Consider the following 18,612-nt stretch of genomic DNA (forward strand, 5'->3'; position numbering starts at 1 on the left):
AGCCTCAAATGGATGACGAGGCGGAATTTGAGGCCGGGCGAGGCGGCTGGCAACGGAAATCCGACGAGTAGCACGAGTTGTACACAATTCTCTAAGTTATTGAATTCTGTATGAAACTTTCTCGAAAATCGGCTGTCAGAGGTACTTATGACAAAGCCCTGATCCGTTGCGGACAGGGCTTTTTTTGTGGGTGATGCCTGGGTGAAGATGTTCCCTGGGAGCGGGCCTGCACATCCGCTGTAGGAGCGGCCTTGTGTCGCGAAAGGGCTGCAGAGCAGCCCCCGTCGATCTGTCCTTTCACGCTGAAATCCTGGGCACGCTGAAATCCTGGGGCCGCGCTGCGACCCTTTCGCGACACAAGGCCGCTCCTACAAAGACCGTTGCCCCAGGCAGCATCAGAGAATTCAGATGATCCGCCCGTCGTCCCGCGCCCGCTCAAGCTTGATGGCGATGAACTTCGAGGTTGGCGTATGGCTGCCGTCGCCGATGCTCTCCAGCGGCACCAGCGGGTTCACCTCGGGGTAATAGGCGGCGGCCTGGCCGGCGGGGATGTCGAAGGCCAGCAGGGTGAAGCCCTGCACCCGGCGTACATGTTCGTCACCCCACAGCGAGACGATGTCGACCTTCTGCCCCGGCTGGAAGCCCAGGCGGATGATGTCGGCCTCGTTGGCGAACAATACGTCACGCTGGCCGCGCACGCCGCGGTAGCGGTCGTCCATGCCGTAGATGGTCGTGTTGTACTGATCGTGAGAGCGCATCGACTGCATGATCAGGTCCGGCAACTGGCCGCTGGCGCGCACGCGCTCGTCCAGCAGGCTGTCGGGCAGCAGGTTGGCCTTGAAGTTGGCGCGGCCGGTGGCGGTCTTCCACTGGCGGCTGCCGGCGCTGTTGCCCAGGTAGAAGCCGCCTGGCAGTTCCAGGCGCTGGTTGAAGTCGGCAAAGCCCGGGATGGTGTCGGCGATCAGGTCGCGGATGCGTGCGTAGTCGGCCACCAGCCAGTGCCAGTCCACCGGTTGCTTGCCCAGGGTGGCGGCGGCGATGCCGGCCACCACCGCAGGCTCCGAGCGCATCTGCCGCGACAGCGGTTTGAGCTGGCCGTTGGAGGCGTGAACCATGCTGAACGAGTCTTCCACGGTCACCGCCTGCGGGCCTTCGACCTGCTGGTCGATATCGGTGCGGCCCAGGCACGGCAGAATCAGCGCCTGCTTGCCGTGGATCAGGTGGCTGCGGTTGAGCTTGGTGCTGATCTGCACGGTCAGCTCGCAATTGCGCAGGGCCTGGGCGGTGCGCTCGGTGTCCGGGGTGGCCTGGGCGAAGTTGCCGCCCAGCCCGATGAACACCTTGGCCCGGCCTTCGAGCATGGCGTGGATCGCCTCGACCGTGTTGTGGCCGTTGTGGCGCGGCACCTGGAAGCCGAAGCGCTTTTCGATGGCATCCAGCAGGAACACCGGCGGGCGCTCGTTGATGCCCATGGTGCGGTCGCCCTGCACGTTGCTGTGGCCGCGTACCGGGCACAGGCCGGCGCCCGGTGCGCCGATGTTGCCGCGCAGCATCTGCAGGTTGACGATTTCCTGGATGGTCGGCACCGAGTGGCGGTGCTGGGTAATGCCCATGGCCCAGCACATGATTACCCGCTTGCCCTTGCAGTACATGCGCGCCGACAGCTCGATGTCGGCCAGGGTCAGGCCCGACTGCGCCTGGATCTGCTCCCACGAGGTGGCGTCGACCGCTGCCAGGTACTCATCGACCCCATGGCCGTGTTCGGCAATGAAGGCGTGGTCGAAGATCGCCGGCTCGCCTGCGGCCTGGGCTTCACGCTCCCACTGCAGCACGAACTTGGCCATGCCGCGCAACAGCGCCATGTCGCCGCCCAGGGCCGGGCGGAAGAACGCCGTGTTGGTCGGACGGTCGCTGTTGGTGAGCATTTCCAGCGGGTTTTGCGGGTGCTGGAAGCGCTCCAGGCCACGTTCTTTCAGCGGGTTCACGCACACCACCTGGGCGCCGCGTTTTACCGCATCGCGCAGCGGGTCGAGCATGCGCGGGTGGTTGGTGCCGGGGTTCTGGCCCCAGACGAAAATCGCATCGGCATGCTCGAAGTCGTCGTAGGTCACCGTGCCCTTGCCCACGCCGACGCTTTGGCCCAGAGCCACGCCGCTGGCCTCATGGCACATGTTCGAGCAGTCGGGGAAGTTGTTGGTGCCATAGGCACGCACGAACAGCTGGTACAGGTAGGCCGCCTCGTTGCTGGCCCGGCCCGAGGTGTAGAACTCGGCCTGGTCAGCGGACTCGAGGCGGTTCAGGTGCTCGGCAATCAGCGCGAAGGCGGCGTCCCAGGCGATCGGCTGGTAGCGGTCGCTGGCCGAGTCGTAGACCATCGGCTCGGTCAGGCGGCCCTGGTATTCGAGCCAGTAGTCGCTTTGCCCGAGCAGCGCGCTGACGCTGTAGCGGGCGAAGAACGCGGCATCCACCCGGCGTTTGGTGGCTTCCCAGTTGACCGCCTTGGCGCCGTTTTCGCAGAACTTGACCATGCCGCTTTCGGGCGAGTCGCCCCAGGCGCAGCCCGGGCAGTCGAAGCCGCCGTTCTGGTTGGTCTTGAGCAGGGCGCGGATGTTCTTCAGCGCGTTGTCGCTGCCAACCCAGGCCTTGGCCACGCTCTTGAGCGCGCCCCAGCCGCCGGCAGGGCCGGGGTAGGGCTGGTAGCGAGGGGTGGAGGCGGGGGCGTTGTCCGGGAGTTTTTCGTAGGAGGTCACGGCTTTTACTACTCCGCCGCTGGGCTGAACACCCGCGGTGCACTGTGTTTGGGCAAATGAATGAGGTTGAGGTTGTGCTTGCGTGCCCACTGCAGGGCGAGGCCGGTAGGCGCAGAGAGGCTGACCAGGGTCTGGATGCCTGCGCGCAGCACTTTCTGGATCAGCTCCAGGCTGCAGCGGCTGGTGACGATGGCCAGGCCCCCTGCGGTATCGATGCGCTGGCGCAGCAGGGCGCCGATCAGCTTGTCCAGGGCGTTGTGCCGGCCGATGTCCTCACGGCCCAGCAGCAGCTGGCCGTCGCGGTCCATGAACAGCGCCGCGTGTACCGCGCCGCAGTGCTGGCCGAGGGGCTGGAAGGCATCGATGCGCTGGCGCAGGTCCTTGAGCCAATGCACCGGTGGCAGGGGCGCGCCGGGCAACGCGTTCAGCTCTGGCAGGGCCTGCTCCAGGGCCTCGACACCGCACAGGCCGCAACCACTGGTGCCGGCCAGTTGGCGGCGTTGGTCCTTGAGGTTCCAGAAGGCGCGGCTGGAGATTTCCAGGTCGGCGTACAACGCCGAACCGCTGCCGGACAGCTTCACGTCATAGATTTCATCGGTGCTGCTGACGATGCCGCTGCCCACACTGAAACCCACGGCGAAGTCTTCGAGGTCGGTGGGGCTGACCAGCATCACCGCCTGGTTGAGGCCGTTGTAGACGATGGCCAGGGCTACTTCTTCGGCCAGCGGCGTGCTGCTGCGCTCAGCGTCGTCGAGCTGGACGTAGTCGTAGGTGTTGCTGGCAGCGGGCAGGGCCAGTGGCGTGGAGGCTGCGCAGACCGGAGGTTTGCTGTGCATCGGGCGAAGTGACCGGCGGCTATTTGATAGCACCAGCCTAGGCCGCCAGGGGGCGCGCGTCTAATCGCTAGGGTCTATGCCTTGATAGACCGCGTCGATTGGTCGCAGCCGGGCGGTAGAAGGGATCCTGGCCTAGACTCCTGGCTCCGAGGGTTAACTCATCGAAACATCAACAAGGAGCACATCATGAGCCTGTTCAGCTTCGTCAAGGAGGCCGGTGAGAAGTTGATCGACCTGCTGACTCCCGGCAATGCCAACGCCGAGGAGCAGCTCAAGAAACACGTGGAAAGTGTTGGCTTGGGCAACCCGAACATCAGCGCCACTGTAGAGGGTGACAAGGTCATTCTCAAGGGCGAGGTGGCCAGCCAGGAAGAGAAGGAGAAGATCATCCTCGCGGCCGGCAACATCGCCGGGGTGGCGTCGGTCGAGGACCAGATCACCGTGACCGGGCCGGTGGTGGCGGCGGCGCGCTTCGTCACCGTGAAAAAGGGTGACACGCTGTCGGCGATCGCGGTGGTGGTGTATGGCAATGCCGGGCAGTACAACAAGATCTTCGAAGCCAACAAGCCGATGCTCAAGCACCCGGACAAGATCTACCCGGGGCAGGTGTTGCGTATTCCGGATTGAGGCTGTTCTTTCGCTTGTCCCGGCCCTTTCGCGGGTAAACCCGCTCCCACAGGTACTGCGCAACCCTTAAGGCTGGTGGAGTACCTGTGGGAGCGGGTTTACCCGCGAAGAGGCCCTTACAAACCGACCAGTAATTCCCGGTAATCCTCGACCGCCGCAAACTCCTGGGTATCGCGAACGGCCCCGCGGCTATCCGGTTGCCTCACCGCCAGCAGATGGCCTACCCCAAAGCGCTGCGCGCTGCGCAAGATCGCCAGGGTGTCATCGATGAACAGGCTGCGCGCCGGGTCGAAGCCGATGTCTGCCTGTAACGCATCCCAGAACTGCGGGCTTTCTTTCGGGAACCCGTAATCGTGCGAGCTGATCAGGCGCTCGAAGTACGGCGCCAGCTCTACACGCTCCAGCTTCAGCGACAGCGAATCGCGGTGCGCGTTGGTGATCATCACCACGCGCTTGCCGGCCTGGCGAATGGCAGCCAGGAAGGTGTCGGCGTCGGGCTTCAGGGCGATCAGCTCGGCGATCTCCTGCTTGAGCTCGCGGATCGGCAGGCGCAGCTCGCGGCTCCAGAAGTCCAGGCAGTACCAGTTGAGGGTGCCGGCATGCTGCTCGAACAGCGGCTGCAGCTCCATCTCGGCCATGGCCCGGCTCACCCCGTGCAGCTCGGCATAGCGCTGGGGCAGGTGCTCCAGCCAGAAGCGGTTGTCGTAGTGCAGGTCGAGCAGGGTACCGTCCATGTCGAGCAACACGGTGTCGATGGCGGACCAGGGAAGAACAGGCATGGGAAACTCTCGTTCGGTCGGCAAGCCACGGTATAGTAACCCGTTCACGCCAAGGAGCTGCCCCATGCGCCAGAAACCCACCGTCCTCAGCCGCGAAATCGTCGCCAGCAGCCGCCTGTTCCGGGTCGAGGCGGTGCAGTTGCGTTTCTCCAACGGCACCGAGCGCACCTATGAACGGCTGGTGGGGCGCGGCAACGGCTATGGCGCGGTGATGATCGTCGCCATGCTCGATGCCGAGCACGCGGTGCTGGTGGAGGAATACTGCGGCGGTACTGACGAGTATGAGCTGTCGCTGCCCAAAGGCCTGATCGAGCCCGGCGAGGACGTGCTGGCTGCCGCCGACCGCGAGCTCAAGGAAGAAGCAGGCTTCGGCGCCCGCCAGCTTGAGCACCTGACCGAGCTTTCGCTGTCGCCCGGCTACATGAGCCAGAAGATCCAGGTGGTGCTGGCCACCGATCTGTACGAGGAGCGCCTGGAGGGCGACGAGCCCGAGCCGATGCGAGTCGACAAGGTCAACCTGCGCGAGCTTTCGGCCCTGGCCATGCACCCGCAGTTCACCGAAGGCCGCGCCCTGGCGGCGCTGTACCTGGCTCGTGACCTGCTGATCCAGCGCGGGGTGCTCAGCGCATGAACGACCTGCAATTGCTGCACGAGGTGGTGAAGCTCGCCCAGCTGGCCGGCGAGGCGATCTTGCCGTTCTGGCGCGCTGACGTGGCGGTGACCAACAAGGCCGATGACTCCCCGGTGACCGCCGCCGACCTGGCTGCGCACCGGGTCATTGCCGACGGCCTGCTGGCGCTGGCGCCGCACATCCCGGTGTTGTCCGAAGAAGATTGCGATATTCCCCTGGCGACCCGTGAAGGCTGGCAGCGCTGGTGGCTGGTCGACCCGCTGGATGGCACCAAGGAGTTCATCGCCGGCAGCGAGGAGTTCACCGTCAACATCGCGCTGATCGAGAACGGCGAGGTGGTGTTCGGCGTGGTGGCGATGCCGACCAATGGCCGCTGCTACTTCGGCGGGCGTGAGCTGGGCGCCTGGCGCACCGAGGGCGATGGCCCCGCGCAACCGATTCAGGTGCGCAACGCGCCGCCAGCCGATGGCCGCTTCACCGTGGTTGCCAGCCGCCGCCACTCCAGCCCGCAGCAGGAGGCCCTGCTGGCCGGCCTTGGTGCGGCGGTGGGTGAGCTGGAACTTGCCAATATCGGCAGCTCGCTGAAGTTCTGCCTGCTGGCCGAAGGCAGTGCCGATTGCTACCCGCGCCTGGCGCCGACTTCGCAGTGGGATACTGCCGCTGCGCAAGGGGTGCTGGAAGGGGCCGGGGGCGAGGTGATCGGCTTGGACGGGCAGGCGTTCCGCTACCCGCCCCGCGAATCGTTGCTCAACCCGTTCTTCCTGGCCTTGCCGGCAGCTGCCGGGTGGCGGCAGGCGTTGGTGGCGCTGGCTATCGCGATCGACGCCTGAGGCCCTATCGCCGGCAAGCCGGCTCCTACAGGTACAGCACAGGCCTGAAGGTTATGCGATCCCTGTAGCAGATCACCCAGCCTTTTCGGGCTGCGCTGTCGCGCAGAGAACTGGTCTCGCAGATGTATCACGCCCCCTGTGGGAGCGGCTTTAGCCGCGAAGCAGGCGCCGCGGTAGATGGCACCGGCTTCGCCGGTGTTCGCGGGTAAACCCGCTCCCACAGGACCCTGCTAAAACAATGAGTAATCTGTTGTTCCCTGAGAGCCGGCTTGCCGGCGATAGCGCCCGAACAGGCAACACACCCCTCAACGATGCAACACGTACTGCCCGCTGAACTTCACCGCCGGCTCGTCACTGCCTTCGTTGCTCACCACCGTCTCCAGCGTCAAGCGCGCCCGCCCGCGGCGCTGGTACATCGCCAGGAAGCGCTCCCAGGCTTTCTCGTCCGGCGCCGGGCAGCGTGCCACTGCGGTGCCGGTTACCGGCAACGGGTAACTGATCTGCCCCTCCTGGATGACGATATGTCCGTCATCGATACCCAGCTCGCGCAACCTCAGGTGCAGCCAACCCCAGCCCGCCAGCACCGCGCCGCAGTACAGGCTGCCGCCGAACATGGTGCTCTTGTGGTTGACGTTGGGCGCCAGCGGCAATTGCAGGCGCAGGCACTGCCCGTGCCAGTCGAGCACCTGCATGCCCATCTCGCGGGTCAGGGGAATGTCACTGTGCAGCACGGCTTGCAGGTACTGGCTGTCGCTGGTCATTAACGGGTTTCCTCATGTTCTTCATGCCCGCCACCGGCGCCGTCGAAGTTCAGGCCATGCTTGCGCAGCTTGTCGTGCAGGGTCTTGCGTGGGATGCCCAGGGCCTCGGCAAGGCTGCGCATCGAGTTGTGCGGCTGGGCCAGTTCGCTGGCGATCAGCGAGCGCTCGAACTGCTCGACCTGCTCGCTGAGGTTGCCGCTGGGCACCGGTACCTGTACCTGTGTACTGGGAGCCGTGGCCTGGCCATCGAGGGCCAGCTCCAGGCCCAGGGCGAAGCGCTCGGCGGCGTTTTGCAGCTCGCGCACGTTGCCTGGCCAGTCGTGGCGCAGCAGCAGCGCGCGCTGGGCCGGTTGCAGGCTGTGCGGGGGCAGGCCGTGGCGCTGGCTGGCGGCATCGGCGAAGTGCTGGAACAGCACCAGAATATCGTCGCCGCGCTCGCGCAGGGCCGGAATGCGCAGCGGCGCAACGTTCAGGCGGTAGTAAAGGTCGGCACGAAAGCGCCCCTGGTCGGCCGACTGGCGCAGGTCTTCCTTGGTGGCGGCGATGATGCGGATATCCAGCGGGATCAACTGGTTGCCGCCCAGGCGCTCGACCACCCGCTCCTGCAGCAGGCGCAGCAGCTTCACCTGCACGTCCAGGCTCATGCTCTCGATTTCGTCGAGGAACAGCGTGCCGCCGTTGGCGAACTCGAACTTGCCGATGCGCCGCTTCTGCGCGCCGGTGAAGGCCCCCGGCTCATGGCCGAACAGCTCGCTTTCGACCACCGACTCGGCCAGCGCACCGGCGTTGATGGCCACGAACGGGCCATCGCGGCGGCTCGACAGGTCGTGCAGGGCACGGGCCACCACCTCCTTGCCGGCACCGGTCTCACCGAGGATCAACACGTCGGCGCGGGTACCGGCCAGCGCGCCGATCTGCTCGCGCAGGCGCTGCATCGACGGCGACTGGCCCACCAGGCGGGTGGCCAGTTGCTGGCGGTCGCTCAGGGCCAGGCGCAGGCTGCGGTTGTCCAGCACCAGCCGGCGCAGGGCCAGGGCGCGGCGCACGCTGTCCAGCAGGGCATCGGTGGCGAAGGGCTTTTCGAGAAAATCGTAGGCCCCGGCGCGCATGGCCTGCACCGCCAGCGGCACATCGCCGTGGCCGGTGATCAGCAGCACCGGCAGCTCGCTGTCGCGGGCGCGCAGCTGTTCCAGCAGTTGCAGGCCGTCGATGCCCGGCATGCGGATATCGCTGACCACCACCCCCGGCCAGTCGGCCTCGATGCGCCCGGCCAGGCCCTGGGCGTCGGCCAGTGCCACCACCTTGAGCCCGGCCAGGTCGAGGGTCTGGCTCAGGGCCTGGCGCAGGTGCGGGTCGTCATCGACCAGGATCACCTGGGCGCGGCTGTCGATCAGTGTCTCGGTCATGCCGAGGTGTCCTCCGAAGATTGCAGGTTGGCGCCAGGCGTGGCCACGCGCAGTTGCAGGGTCAGCAGGGCGCCGCCTTCCGGGTGGTTGGCCAGCAGCAGTTCACCGCCCAGGGCGCGCATCAGGCTTTCGCAGATGGCCAGGCCCAGGCCCAGGCCCTGGGTGCGGGTCTTGGTGGTAAAGAACGGCTCCTTGGCGTGTTCCAGGGCCTGGCGGCTGAAGCCCGGGCCATTGTCGCGGATGTACAGATAGACGCAGTCCTCGACGCGCTCGGCACTCAGCCACAGTTTGCGCGGGTTGGCTTTTTCGGTGAGGGCGTCCAGGGCGTTGGCCAGCAGGTTGCCCAGCACCTGGCGCAGGCGGGTTTCGCCGGCCTGCACCCACAGGGTGGCCTCGGGCAGGTCGCGCACCAGTTCCACCGCCATCGCCCGGCGGCGTTTGGCCAGCAGCGCCAGGGCGTCGTCCAGCGCCGGTTGCAGGGCCACGCTTTCGGGGGCGTGGCGGTCGCGGCGGGCGAAGGCGCGCAGGTGGGCGATGATCGAGGCCATGCGCCCGGTCAGTTCGCCGATCAGCTTGAGGTTGCCGCGCACATCCTCGGTGCGCTCATGGTCGAGCAGAATCTCGGCGTTTTCGGCGTAGCTGCGGATCGCCGCCAACGGCTGGTTGAGCTCGTGGCTGATGCTCGCCGACATGGTGCCCAGCACCGACAGCTTGCCGGCCTGCACCAGCTCGTCCTGGGCGCGCACCAGCTCCTGCTGGGCGTTCTCGCGCTCCAGCACCGCGCTTTTCAGGCGCGTGTTGAGGCCTTCGAGGGCGGCGGTACGTTCGGCCACGCGTTTTTCCAGCTCCTGCCGGGCATGGGCTTCGAAGTCGATGCGGTCGATGTAGTGGCGCCGGCGCTGCATCACCAGCCCGGCCAGCAGCATCGCCACCAGCAGGGCGCCGGCGCCGATGGCCATCACCGTCTGCACCGAGCGGTCGACCAGAATGCGCGGGGCGAGGATGCTCACCTGCCAGCCGGTTTCCCGAATGTCGCGGGTCTGGGTGATCCAGGCGTCGGCGGGCAGGGTCAGCGGTTGCGGGGCCTGGGTCGGGTAGGGCTGGATGGCGATGATCGCCTGGCGTTCGGCGTCGGTCAGCTCGCGGGTGGCGCGAAAACGCCAGTCCGGGCGTGAGGTCAGCACCACCACGCCGTTCTGGTCGGTCAGCAGCAATTGCTCGGGGGTGCGGCCCCACAGGGTTTCGGTGTGGTCGAGGTCGACCTTGACCACCAGCACGCCGATCAACCGCTCGCGGTCGCGCACGGCAGCGGCGAAGAAGTAGCCGCGCTTGGCCGAAGTGGTGCCCTGGCCGAAGAAGCGCCCCAGGCGCCCGGCCATGGCCTCGTTGAAGTACGGGCGGAAGGCGAAGTTGCGGCCGACGAAACTGTCTTGCTTGTCCCAGTTGGAGGCGGCCAGGGTGTTGCCGCTGACGTCCATCAGGTACATCACCTCGGCACCGGTCTGGTGGGTGATGTCCTTGAGCAGGCGGTTGGCGTTGGTCACCGCCTCGAGCTTGAACGGGTCGGCCAGGGCGCCACGCAGCGCCGGCAGGTCGCCGAGAATTTGCGGCAGCACCTCGTAGCGGTGCAGGGTGCCGAGCAGGTTGGCGACGTACAGGTCGAGGGTCTGGCGGTTCTGCGAGGCCAGCTGGTCCTGGTAATAGCGCTCGGCCAGGTGGTGCAGCGGCCACAGCAGCGGCGCCAGGCACAGGGCCAGCAGGGCGAGGCTGCGCCAGCGGGGGCGGCGGGGAGGCGTCGGTTTCGGAATCATCTAGTCATTGCGCCAGAAAAGTCTGGCGCAATTATGCGCTACTTGAGGCAGTCGATCAGCGCTTGATGCCAGTGCGGCTGGCTGACCTGCCACTGTTCGGCGAGCCGGGTGCAGTCCAGGCGCGAATTGAGCGGGCGCTGGGCCGGGGTCGGGTACTCGCTGGAGGGGATCGGCAGCAGTTCGGCGCACGGCAGGCCGCGGGCCTTGAGCTGCTCGCCGATGGCCTGGGCGAAGCCGAACCAGGAGGTTTCGCCCTGGGCTGTCAGGTGGTAGGTGCCCCAGGCGCCGGCTTGGCCTTGCTGCCAACGTTCGATCAGTGCGCGGGTGCTGGCGGCGATGGTGGCGGCCCAGGTGGGGGCGCCGATCTGGTCAGCCACCACTTTGAGCTGCGGCTTTTCTTGCAGCAGGCGCTGCATGGTCAGCAGGAAGTTGCGCCCATGCTGCGAGTAGACCCAGCTGGTACGCAGAATCAGGTGTTCACCGGCCACCTCACCAATCGCCTGCTCGCCGGCCAGCTTGCTGCGCCCGTACACGCCCAGCGGGTTGGGCGCGTCGTCTTCGCTGTAGGGCGTGGCCTTGCTGCCGTCGAACACATAGTCGGTGGAGTAGTGAATCAGCGGCACGCCCAGGCGCGCGGCTTCTTCGGCCAGCACCCGGGGGGCGTCGGCGTTGATCGCGAAGGCGAGTTCGGCCTCGCTCTCGGCCAGGTCCACGGCGGTGTGGGCGGCGGCGTTGATGATCAACTCGGGTGCCAGGTCGCGCAGCGGCACACGCAACTGCTCGGGCTTGGCCAGGTCGAGCTGGTCGCGGCCCAGCAGCAGCACCTCGCCCAGCCCCGCCAGCGAGCGGCCCAACGCCTGGGCCACCTGGCCGTTGTGGCCGCACACCAGGATTCTCATGGGAACAGCTCCGCGTCCTTGAGCAGCACAGCAGCCTGGTCCTTGGCCGACAGCTGCGGCTGCAGCCCGTCCAGTTGCCAGTCGATGGCCAGTTGTGGATCGTCCCAGCGGATGCTGCGCTCGGCGGCGGGGTTGTAGTAGTCGGTGGTCTTGTACAGAAACTCGGCCGACTCGCTGAGCACCACAAAGCCATGGGCGAAACCGGCCGGGATCCACAGCTGCCGGTGGTTGTCGGCACTCAGCCGCTCGGCTACCCACTGGCCGAAGGTCGGCGAGCTGCGGCGGATGTCCACCGCCACGTCCAGCACCTCGCCCTGTACCACCCGCACCAGTTTGCCCTGGGGGTTCTGCACCTGGTAGTGCAACCCGCGCAGCACGCCGCGCTGGGAGCGTGAGTGGTTGTCCTGGACGAACTCGGCCTGCACCCCGGTGCACTCGGCGAAGGCACGGGCATTGAAGCTTTCGTAGAAGAACCCGCGGCTGTCGCCGAAGACCTTGGGTTCGATGATCAGTACATCGGGGATTGCGCTTTCAACGATTTTCATGGGTCTCTTCAGCCAACTTGCTCAAGTACTGGCCGTATCCGGTTTTTTTCAAATCCGCAGCCTTGGCCAGCAGGCGTTCGCGGCTAATCCAGCCCTCCTGGAAGGCAATTTCTTCCAGGCAGGCGACTTTCAGGCCCTGGCGGTTCTCGATGGTCTGCACGTACTGCGAGGCCTCCAGCAGGCTCTCGTGGGTGCCGGTGTCGAGCCAGGCAAAACCTCGGCCAAAACGTTCGACACGCAGGTCGCCACGCTTGAGGTAGGCATTGTTGACGTCGGTGATCTCCAGCTCGCCCCGGGCCGAGGGGCGAATGCCCTTGGCGATCTGCACCACGTCGTTGTCGTAGAAGTACAGGCCGGTCACCGCGTAGCTGGACTTGGGCTGCTGCGGTTTTTCCTCGATCGACAGGGCCCGGCCTTCGGCGTCGTACTCGATCACGCCGAAGCGCTCCGGGTCCTTGACCCAGTAGCCGAACACGGTGGCGCCGCTGGTGTGGCTGGCGGCGCGTTGCAACTGCCCGGTGAAGCCCTGGCCGTGGAAGATGTTGTCGCCCAGGATCAGGCACACCGAGTCTTTGCCGATGAACTCCTCGCCAATCAGGAACGCCTGGGCCAGGCCGTCGGGGGAGGGCTGCTCGGCGTAGCTCAAGTTGATGCCGAACTGGCTGCCGTCGCCAAACAGCTGGCGGTACTGCGGCAGGTCCTGGGGGGTGGAAATCAGCAGGATGTCGCGAATGCCGGCGAGCATCAGTACCGAGATCGGGTAGTAGATCATCGGCTTGTCGTAGATCGGCAGCAGTTGCTTGGACACCCCGAGGGTGATCGGGTGCAGGCGGGTGCCGGAGCCACCGGCCAGGACGATACCTTTGGTCATGCGATCAGGTCCTTGAAGTCGGAGTTGCCCAGCCGTTGCCCTTGGTAGCTGCCATCCTGGACGTGTTTGCACCAGTCTAGATTGGCCAAATACCACTGGACGGTCTTGCGCAGCCCTGTGAAGAAAGTTTCATCGGGTACCCAGCCCAGCTCGCGTTCGATCTTGCTGGCATCGATGGCGTAGCGCAGGTCGTGGCCGGGGCGGTCCTTGACGAAGGTGATCAAGCTGGCATAGCCGCTTGCCGGGCGCTGTTCGGGCGCCAGTTCCTCGAGCAGCGCGCACAAGGTGCGTACCACATCGATGTTCTTCTGCTCGTTGTGCCCGCCGATGTTGTAGGTTTCGCCGACCTTGCCGGTGGTCACCACGCTCAGCAGCGCACGGGCGTGGTCCTCGACGTACAGCCAGTCGCGCACTTGCTCGCCGTTGCCGTATACCGGCAGCGGCTTGCCGGCCAGGGCGTTGAGGATCATCAGCGGGATGAGCTTCTCGGGGAAATGGTACGGGCCGTAGTTGTTCGAGCAGTTGGTGATCAGCACCGGCAGCCCATAGGTGCGCTGCCAGGCACGCACCAGGTGGTCGGAGGCCGCCTTGCTGGCCGAGTAGGGCGAGCTTGGCGCGTAGGGGGTGGTTTCGCTGAACAGCTCGTCGGCACCGTGCAGGTCGCCGTACACCTCATCGGTGGAGATATGGTGGAAGCGAAACGCCGTACGTTTTTCACCCGGCAGTTTGCTCCACCAGGCGCGGGTGGCCTCCAGCAGTGCATAGGTGCCGACGATGTTGGTGTGGATGAACGCGGCCGGGCCGTCGATCGAGCGGTCGACATGGGACTCGGCGGCCAGGTGCATGATGGCATCTGGCTGGAAGCGCTCGAGCACCGCACTGACCGCCGGCTGGTCGGCGATATCCGCCTGGACGAACTCGTAGCGGGTGTTGCTGGCGATACGCTGCAGCGACTCCAGGTTGCCGGCGTAGGTCAGCTTGTCGAGGTTCAGCACCTGGTGCCCGGTGTGGTCGATCAGCTGGCGGACCAGGGCCGAGCCGATGAAACCGGCGCCGCCGGTAACGAGAATGCGCATGTACGGTTGCCTGTGCTGGAAAGTGATGGCAATAGCGTAGCCTGTCGGCTGCGCTCACCCATGGCAAGTAGAACGGCGCCCTCAAGGGCTGCGGACTTTTATGGGGGGCTACTTGTTTATCGGCTGCAGTAGTGGCGATATAAGCGAAAAAAACGAGGTCCCCTGCAAATGCCCCTGAGTACCCTGATCCAGCGTTCGAGCCAGCCCAGCCCAACACTGGGCGAAGCCCAGGCCCATGCCTTGCTGCGCTCGCACTACGATTTGCAGGGCAGCCTGCAGGCGCTGGGCAGCCAGCAGGACCTGAACTTTCGTGTCGACACCGATCAGGGCCGCTTCGTGCTCAAGGCCTGCCACGGCAGCTACGCCGAAGCAGAGCTGCAGGCCCAGCATGCAGCGCTGGCCTACCTGCGCCAGCACGGCGTGCCGGCGCCGAAAGTGCGCCCGGCGAAGGGCGGCGATGAACTGCTGGCGGTGGAGGTCGATGACCAGCCCCTGCGTATACGCCTGCTCGACTATATCGACGGCGAGCCGCTGACCCGCCTCAAACATATGCCGGTGCGCCTGATGGCCGAGCTGGGTGCGTTGTGCGCACGGCTCGATCAGGCCCTGGCAGGCTTCGATCATCCAGGGCTGGAGCGCACCCTGCAATGGGACCCGCGCCATGCCGTGGCGCTGGTCGAGCACCTGCTGCCGGTGATCAGCGACCCACAGCGCCGCGAACAGGTCGCCGCGCTGGCCGCCCAGGCGGCGCAGGCGCTGGCTCCGCTGGTGGCGCAGTTGCCGGTGCAGGCGGTGCATCTGGACATCACCGACGACAACGTGGTCTGGGCCCGTGACGGGCAGCGCGAGTGGCAGGTACAGGGGGTGATCGACTTCGGCGACCTGCTGCGCACCTGGCGCATCGCCGACCTGTCGGTGACTTGCTCGGCCCTGCTGCACCACGCCGAAGGCGACCCGCTGCGCATTCTTGCGGCCGTTTCGGCCTACCACGCCGTGAACCCGCTGCAAACCGCCGAGTTACGCGCCCTGTGGCCGTTGGTGCAACTGCGCGCCGCGGTGCTGGTGCTGAGCAGCGAGCAGCAACTGGCAGTCGACCCGGGCAACCAGTACACCCGCGACAACATCGCCCATGAATGGCAGATCTTCGATACCGCCAACGCCGTGCCGGCGGCGCTGATGGAGGCGGCGATCCTGCAGGCGGCTGGCCAGGCACCGGTGCAACCGGACTTGAGCAGTTGCGCGCCGTTGCTGGCGTCCATCGCCGGGCAAGCAGTGCGGTGTGTCGACCTTGGGGTGCTCAGCCCGCACTGCGAAGCGGGCAATTGGCAGGAGCCAGGTTTTGATCAGCGCCTGCTGGCTGCGCAGCCCGCGCCGGCCAGCAGCCTGCATGGCCAATACCGCCTGTCGCAGACCCATATCGACCGCGCCGATGAGCCGGCCACCTGCGCCCTGGGCGTTGAGCTGCACCTGCTGCCGGGCAGCGCCTTGCAAGCCCCGCAGGACGGTGTGTGGCAGCGTATGGACGCCCAGCGTGGCTGCTTGCGTACCGAGGCCTGGACCCTCTGGCTCGATGGCCTCGAAGAGGCCCCGGCCGACGGCCAGGTGCTGCAGCGTGGCCAAGCGCTGGGCGCCACCTGCGGTTACCTGCGGGTGCAGCTATGCCTGGGCAGCGAGGCCCGGCCGCCGTTCTTCGCCACGCCGTCCCACGCCGCTGCCTGGCTGGCGCTGTGCCCGTCGCCTGCAGCATTGCTGGGTTTTGGCTGCGACGCAGAACCCCTGGCCGACCCGCAGGCGCTGCTGGCCCGGCGTGACGCCAGCTTCGCCCGCTCGCAGAAGCACTATTACGCCCAGCCGCCGCACATCGAGCGCGGTTGGCGCAACTACCTGATCGACATGCAGGGCCGCTCGTACCTCGACATGCTCAACAACGTCGCGGTGCTTGGCCATGGCCACCCGCGCATGGCCGCCGAGTCGGCGCGCCAGTGGTCGCTGGTCAACACCAACTCGCGTTTTCACTACGCGGCCATCGCCGAATTTTCCGAGCGTTTGCTCGAGGTGGCGCCAGAAGGCTTCGACCGGGTGTTCCTGGTCAACAGCGGTACCGAGGCCAACGACCTGGCGATCCGCCTGGCCTGGGCCTACAGCGGCGGGCGTGACCTGCTCAGTGTGCTGGAGGCGTACCACGGCTGGTCGGTGGCCACCGATGCGATCTCCACATCGATTGCCGACAACCCGCAAGCGCTGGAAACCCGCCCCGACTGGGTGCACCCGGTAGAGGCGCCGAACACCTTCCGCGGGCGTTTCCGTGGTGCCGAAAGTGCTGACGATTACCTGCGTGACGTCGACGCCAAGCTGGCTGCCATCGATGCCAGCGGGCGCCCGCTGGCCGGCATGATCTGCGAGCCGGTGTACGGCAATGCCGGCGGTATTTCGCTGCCGCCGGGCTACCTGCAACAGGCCTACGCCAAGGTGCGCCAGCGCGGCGGGGTGTGCATCGCCGACGAGGTGCAGGTGGGCTATGGGCGTCTGGGCGAGTACTTCTGGGGCTTCGAGGAGCAGGGCGTGGTGCCGGACATCATCACCATGGCCAAGGGCATGGGCAACGGCCAACCGTTGGGTGCGGTGATCACCCGCCGCGAGATCGCCGAAGCGCTGGAGGCCGAGGGCTACTTCTTCTCGTCCGCTGGCGGCAGCCCGGTGAGCTGCCGCATCGGCATGGCGGTACTCGAGGTGATGCGCGACGAGGGCCTGTGGGACAACGCCCGCGATGTGGGCCGTTACTTCAAGGCGCGCCTCGAGGCACTGGTCGATAAACATCCGCTTGCCGGCGCTGCCCATGGCTCGGGCTTCTACCTGGGTCTGGAGCTGGTGCGTGACCGCGACACCCTGGAGCCTGCCAGCGAGGAAACCATGGCCCTGTGCAACCGCCTGCGCGAGCTGGGGATCTTCATGCAGCCGACCGGCGACTACCTGAACATCCTCAAGATCAAGCCACCGATGTGCACCACCCGGGCCAGCGTGGACTATTTCGTCGACAGCGTGGATCGCGTTCTGGGTGAGGGGTTGTAAGAGCCCATCGGCAGTAACGGGCTTGCTCACTTTCCAAAAGCTGGCGCGATGCCTGTGGGAGCGGGCTTGCCCGCGAAGCAGGCGACGCGATGGCTGGCACCGGCTGCGCCGGTGTTCGCGGGCAAGCCCGCTCCCACAGGGATCGCGCCAGCTTTGAGAGATTGAGCAAGACAGTTGCGCCTACAAGGCTTGCGTCGCACTCGTGATCATTCCTTCAAGCTGAATATCGATTGATATCGGTTTTAATGTGCTATTATAAGAAAATATTTTCTTAATGGCTATTTAAAGCCGATATTTATCGGTTGTAATATCGGCTCCCTCACTGCCTGCCTATACTGGCAGGCCTGCCCGCACCCTATTCGTTCAACGACCTGGCGCCCCTGGCCCCGGGCCTTCGCAGAGGTTACCCATGAAGACCCTCAATTCGACCCCGCGCGCCGACGGCTTCCACATGCCCGCTGAATGGGCTCCGCAAACCCAGGTCTGGATGGTCTGGCCGGAGCGCCCGGACAACTGGCGCCTGGGCGGCAAGCCGGCGCAGGCGGCCCATGTGACCCTGGCCAAGGCCATCGCACGCTTCGAGCCGGTCACCGTGGCAGTGTCTGCCGGGCAGTACGAAAATGCCCGCCGCCAACTGGACATGCCCAATATCCGCGTGGTCGAAATCAGCAACGATGACGCCTGGGTGCGTGACACCGGCCCGACCTTCGTGATCAACAGCCACGGCGAAGTGCGCGGCGTGGACTGGGGCTTCAATGCCTGGGGCGGCTTCGATGGCGGCCTGTATGCGCCATGGAACCGTGACGAAGAGCTGGCCGCCAAGGTCATGGAAATGGAGCGCGTGCAGCGCTACCACACCGAGGGCTTCGTGCTCGAGGGCGGTTCGATCCACGTCGATGGCGAAGGCACCCTGATCACCACCGAGGAGTGCCTGCTCAACCGCAACCGCAACCCGCACCTGAACCGCGAGCAGATCGAAGACGTGCTGCGCGAGCACCTGGCGGTGGACACCATCATCTGGCTGCCGGACGGCCTGTACAACGACGAGACCGATGGCCACGTCGACAACTTCTGCTGTTACGTAAGCCCGGGCGAAGTGTTACTGGCCTGGACCGATGATTCCAACGACCCCAACTACGCGCGCTGCCACGCCGCCTTTGAAGTGCTGAAAAACAGCCGCGATGCCAAGGGCCGCGAGTTTGTGGTGCACAAGATGCCCATCCCCGGCCCGCTGTTCGCCACCGAAGAAGAATGCGCCGGTGTCGACCAGGTGGCCGGCAGCCAGGAACGCGACCCGTCGGTGCGCCTGGCCGGTTCCTACGTGAACTTCCTGATCGTCAACGGCGGCATCATCGCGCCGAGCTTCGACGACCCGGCAGATGCGCAGGCCAGAGCCATCCTGGCGAAGATCTTCCCCGACCATGAGGTGGTGATGATCCCAGGCCGCGAGCTGTTGCTGGGCGGTGGCAACATCCACTGCCTGACCCAACAGCAGCCGGCGCCTGTGAAGCGCTGAACCCCGGCAAAGCAAAAGCCCGTCCTTGTGACGGGCTTTTTTGTGGGCGACGACAGGCTGCAGGGCAGGATGGCACACGTCTTGTATTGTTTTTTCATTGTGTTTCAGCGGGATAGGTCTACGCCGTTCTGTAACAAACCTTACGTAAGTTAGCCGCTCACGGGCCCAGGGAGTGCGTGTGGAAATGAATGCAGCAAGTGAGTCG

At 65.9% G+C, this 18,612-nt stretch carries 15 protein-coding genes; 5 read left to right on the forward strand and 10 right to left on the reverse strand.

Translation table 11 applies throughout. The features are described 5' to 3' along the window. Window positions 1–404: 404 nt before the first annotated feature. Together ACI2KK_RS03680 and fdhD are read right to left on the reverse strand one after the other, a co-directional pair. The gene (locus tag ACI2KK_RS03680) at window positions 405–2,750 is read right to left on the reverse strand and encodes an FdhF/YdeP family oxidoreductase (protein ID WP_404667904.1); all 2,346 of its coding nucleotides are present in this window, start codon (window positions 2,748–2,750) and stop codon (window positions 405–407) included. A gap of 8 nt (window positions 2,751–2,758) precedes the next feature. After that, the gene (gene fdhD, locus ACI2KK_RS03685; RefSeq protein WP_404667905.1) at window positions 2,759–3,586 is read right to left on the reverse strand and encodes a formate dehydrogenase accessory sulfurtransferase FdhD; all 828 of its coding nucleotides are present in this window, start codon (window positions 3,584–3,586) and stop codon (window positions 2,759–2,761) included. A 186-nt stretch (window positions 3,587–3,772) separates the two neighbouring features. Here fdhD and lysM point away from each other — a divergent pair, with 186 nt between their 5' ends. Continuing rightward, window positions 3,773–4,213 carry a peptidoglycan-binding protein LysM gene (lysM, locus tag ACI2KK_RS03690; RefSeq protein WP_217840815.1) on the forward strand — a complete coding sequence of 147 codons (441 nt, stop codon included), beginning with the start codon at window positions 3,773–3,775 and terminating at the stop codon, window positions 4,211–4,213. A gap of 116 nt (window positions 4,214–4,329) precedes the next feature. Here lysM and yrfG read toward each other — a convergent pair whose 3' ends face one another. Then, window positions 4,330–4,992, reverse strand: coding sequence for a GMP/IMP nucleotidase (gene yrfG / locus ACI2KK_RS03695; RefSeq protein ID WP_404667906.1), 663 nt, complete (start codon window positions 4,990–4,992; stop codon window positions 4,330–4,332). 64 nt (window positions 4,993–5,056) lie between these two features. Between yrfG and nudE the strand changes: the two genes are divergently transcribed. Together nudE and cysQ are read left to right on the forward strand one after the other, a co-directional pair. Further along, window positions 5,057–5,623, forward strand: a complete 567-nt coding sequence (gene nudE / locus ACI2KK_RS03700; protein WP_217887149.1) for an ADP compounds hydrolase NudE — start codon at window positions 5,057–5,059, stop codon at window positions 5,621–5,623. Beyond that, window positions 5,620–6,453, forward strand: coding sequence for a 3'(2'),5'-bisphosphate nucleotidase CysQ (gene cysQ / locus ACI2KK_RS03705; RefSeq protein ID WP_404667907.1), 834 nt, complete (start codon window positions 5,620–5,622; stop codon window positions 6,451–6,453). The genes nudE and cysQ overlap by 4 nt, the downstream gene beginning before the upstream one ends. A gap of 305 nt (window positions 6,454–6,758) precedes the next feature. Here cysQ and ACI2KK_RS03710 read toward each other — a convergent pair whose 3' ends face one another. Genes ACI2KK_RS03710 through rfbB form a run of 7 tightly spaced genes read right to left on the reverse strand, consistent with a single transcriptional unit; the run spans window position 6,759 to window position 13,822 of the window. Continuing rightward, window positions 6,759–7,214 carry a YiiD C-terminal domain-containing protein gene (locus ACI2KK_RS03710; RefSeq protein WP_404667908.1) on the reverse strand — a complete coding sequence of 152 codons (456 nt, stop codon included), beginning with the start codon at window positions 7,212–7,214 and terminating at the stop codon, window positions 6,759–6,761. Next, window positions 7,214–8,620, reverse strand: coding sequence for a sigma-54-dependent transcriptional regulator (locus ACI2KK_RS03715; RefSeq protein WP_404667909.1), 1,407 nt, complete (start codon window positions 8,618–8,620; stop codon window positions 7,214–7,216). Before ACI2KK_RS03715 ends, ACI2KK_RS03710 begins: the two co-directional genes overlap by 1 nt. Next, a complete protein-coding gene (locus ACI2KK_RS03720; protein ID WP_404667910.1) occupies window positions 8,617–10,431 on the reverse strand; it encodes an ATP-binding protein in 1,815 nt (604 codons plus the stop codon). The genes ACI2KK_RS03715 and ACI2KK_RS03720 overlap by 4 nt, the downstream gene beginning before the upstream one ends. 38 nt (window positions 10,432–10,469) lie before the next feature. Beyond that, entirely contained in the window at window positions 10,470–11,330 is an 861-nt protein-coding gene (rfbD, locus tag ACI2KK_RS03725) for a dTDP-4-dehydrorhamnose reductase (RefSeq protein WP_404667911.1), read from the reverse strand. Beyond that, window positions 11,327–11,875 carry a dTDP-4-dehydrorhamnose 3,5-epimerase gene (gene rfbC / locus ACI2KK_RS03730; protein ID WP_404667912.1) on the reverse strand — a complete coding sequence of 183 codons (549 nt, stop codon included), beginning with the start codon at window positions 11,873–11,875 and terminating at the stop codon, window positions 11,327–11,329. The genes rfbD and rfbC overlap by 4 nt, the downstream gene beginning before the upstream one ends. Next, window positions 11,862–12,746 carry a glucose-1-phosphate thymidylyltransferase RfbA gene (gene rfbA, locus ACI2KK_RS03735; protein WP_404667913.1) on the reverse strand — a complete coding sequence of 295 codons (885 nt, stop codon included), beginning with the start codon at window positions 12,744–12,746 and terminating at the stop codon, window positions 11,862–11,864. The genes rfbC and rfbA overlap by 14 nt, the downstream gene beginning before the upstream one ends. Next, window positions 12,743–13,822: a dTDP-glucose 4,6-dehydratase gene (gene rfbB / locus ACI2KK_RS03740; RefSeq protein WP_404667914.1), complete on the reverse strand. Its 1,080-nt coding sequence runs from the start codon at window positions 13,820–13,822 to the stop codon at window positions 12,743–12,745. The genes rfbA and rfbB overlap by 4 nt, the downstream gene beginning before the upstream one ends. Window positions 13,823–13,990: 168 nt before the next feature. Here rfbB and ACI2KK_RS03745 point away from each other — a divergent pair, with 168 nt between their 5' ends. Beyond that, entirely contained in the window at window positions 13,991–16,891 is a 2,901-nt protein-coding gene (locus tag ACI2KK_RS03745) for an aminotransferase (protein WP_404667915.1), read from the forward strand. Between the two features lie 409 nt (window positions 16,892–17,300). Beyond that, window positions 17,301–18,407, forward strand: a complete 1,107-nt coding sequence (gene aguA / locus ACI2KK_RS03750; protein ID WP_404667916.1) for an agmatine deiminase — start codon at window positions 17,301–17,303, stop codon at window positions 18,405–18,407. Window positions 18,408–18,612 lie beyond the last annotated feature (205 nt).

Origin of the sequence: Pseudomonas sp. NPDC089406 (genome assembly GCF_044900265.1) — a bacterium.
GTDB classification, from domain to species: domain Bacteria; phylum Pseudomonadota; class Gammaproteobacteria; order Pseudomonadales; family Pseudomonadaceae; genus Aquipseudomonas; species Aquipseudomonas fakonensis.

What these genes read in the sequence shown, in the direction of transcription:
- fdhD (WP_404667905.1), bottom strand. Translation starts at nt 3,586, where the DNA reads ATGCACAGCAAACCTCCGGTCTGCGCAGCCTCCACGCCACTGGCCCTG.
- lysM (WP_217840815.1), top strand. Translation starts at nt 3,773, where the DNA reads ATGAGCCTGTTCAGCTTCGTCAAGGAGGCCGGTGAGAAGTTGATCGAC.
- yrfG (WP_404667906.1), bottom strand. Translation starts at nt 4,992, where the DNA reads ATGCCTGTTCTTCCCTGGTCCGCCATCGACACCGTGTTGCTCGACATG.
- nudE (WP_217887149.1), top strand. Translation starts at nt 5,057, where the DNA reads ATGCGCCAGAAACCCACCGTCCTCAGCCGCGAAATCGTCGCCAGCAGC.
- cysQ (WP_404667907.1), top strand. Translation starts at nt 5,620, where the DNA reads ATGAACGACCTGCAATTGCTGCACGAGGTGGTGAAGCTCGCCCAGCTG.
- ACI2KK_RS03710 (WP_404667908.1), bottom strand. Translation starts at nt 7,214, where the DNA reads ATGACCAGCGACAGCCAGTACCTGCAAGCCGTGCTGCACAGTGACATT.
- ACI2KK_RS03715 (WP_404667909.1), bottom strand. Translation starts at nt 8,620, where the DNA reads ATGACCGAGACACTGATCGACAGCCGCGCCCAGGTGATCCTGGTCGAT.
- ACI2KK_RS03720 (WP_404667910.1), bottom strand. Translation starts at nt 10,431, where the DNA reads ATGATTCCGAAACCGACGCCTCCCCGCCGCCCCCGCTGGCGCAGCCTC.
- rfbD (WP_404667911.1), bottom strand. Translation starts at nt 11,330, where the DNA reads ATGAGAATCCTGGTGTGCGGCCACAACGGCCAGGTGGCCCAGGCGTTG.
- rfbC (WP_404667912.1), bottom strand. Translation starts at nt 11,875, where the DNA reads ATGAAAATCGTTGAAAGCGCAATCCCCGATGTACTGATCATCGAACCC.
- rfbA (WP_404667913.1), bottom strand. Translation starts at nt 12,746, where the DNA reads ATGACCAAAGGTATCGTCCTGGCCGGTGGCTCCGGCACCCGCCTGCAC.
- rfbB (WP_404667914.1), bottom strand. Translation starts at nt 13,822, where the DNA reads ATGCGCATTCTCGTTACCGGCGGCGCCGGTTTCATCGGCTCGGCCCTG.
- ACI2KK_RS03745 (WP_404667915.1), top strand. Translation starts at nt 13,991, where the DNA reads ATGCCCCTGAGTACCCTGATCCAGCGTTCGAGCCAGCCCAGCCCAACA.
- aguA (WP_404667916.1), top strand. Translation starts at nt 17,301, where the DNA reads ATGAAGACCCTCAATTCGACCCCGCGCGCCGACGGCTTCCACATGCCC.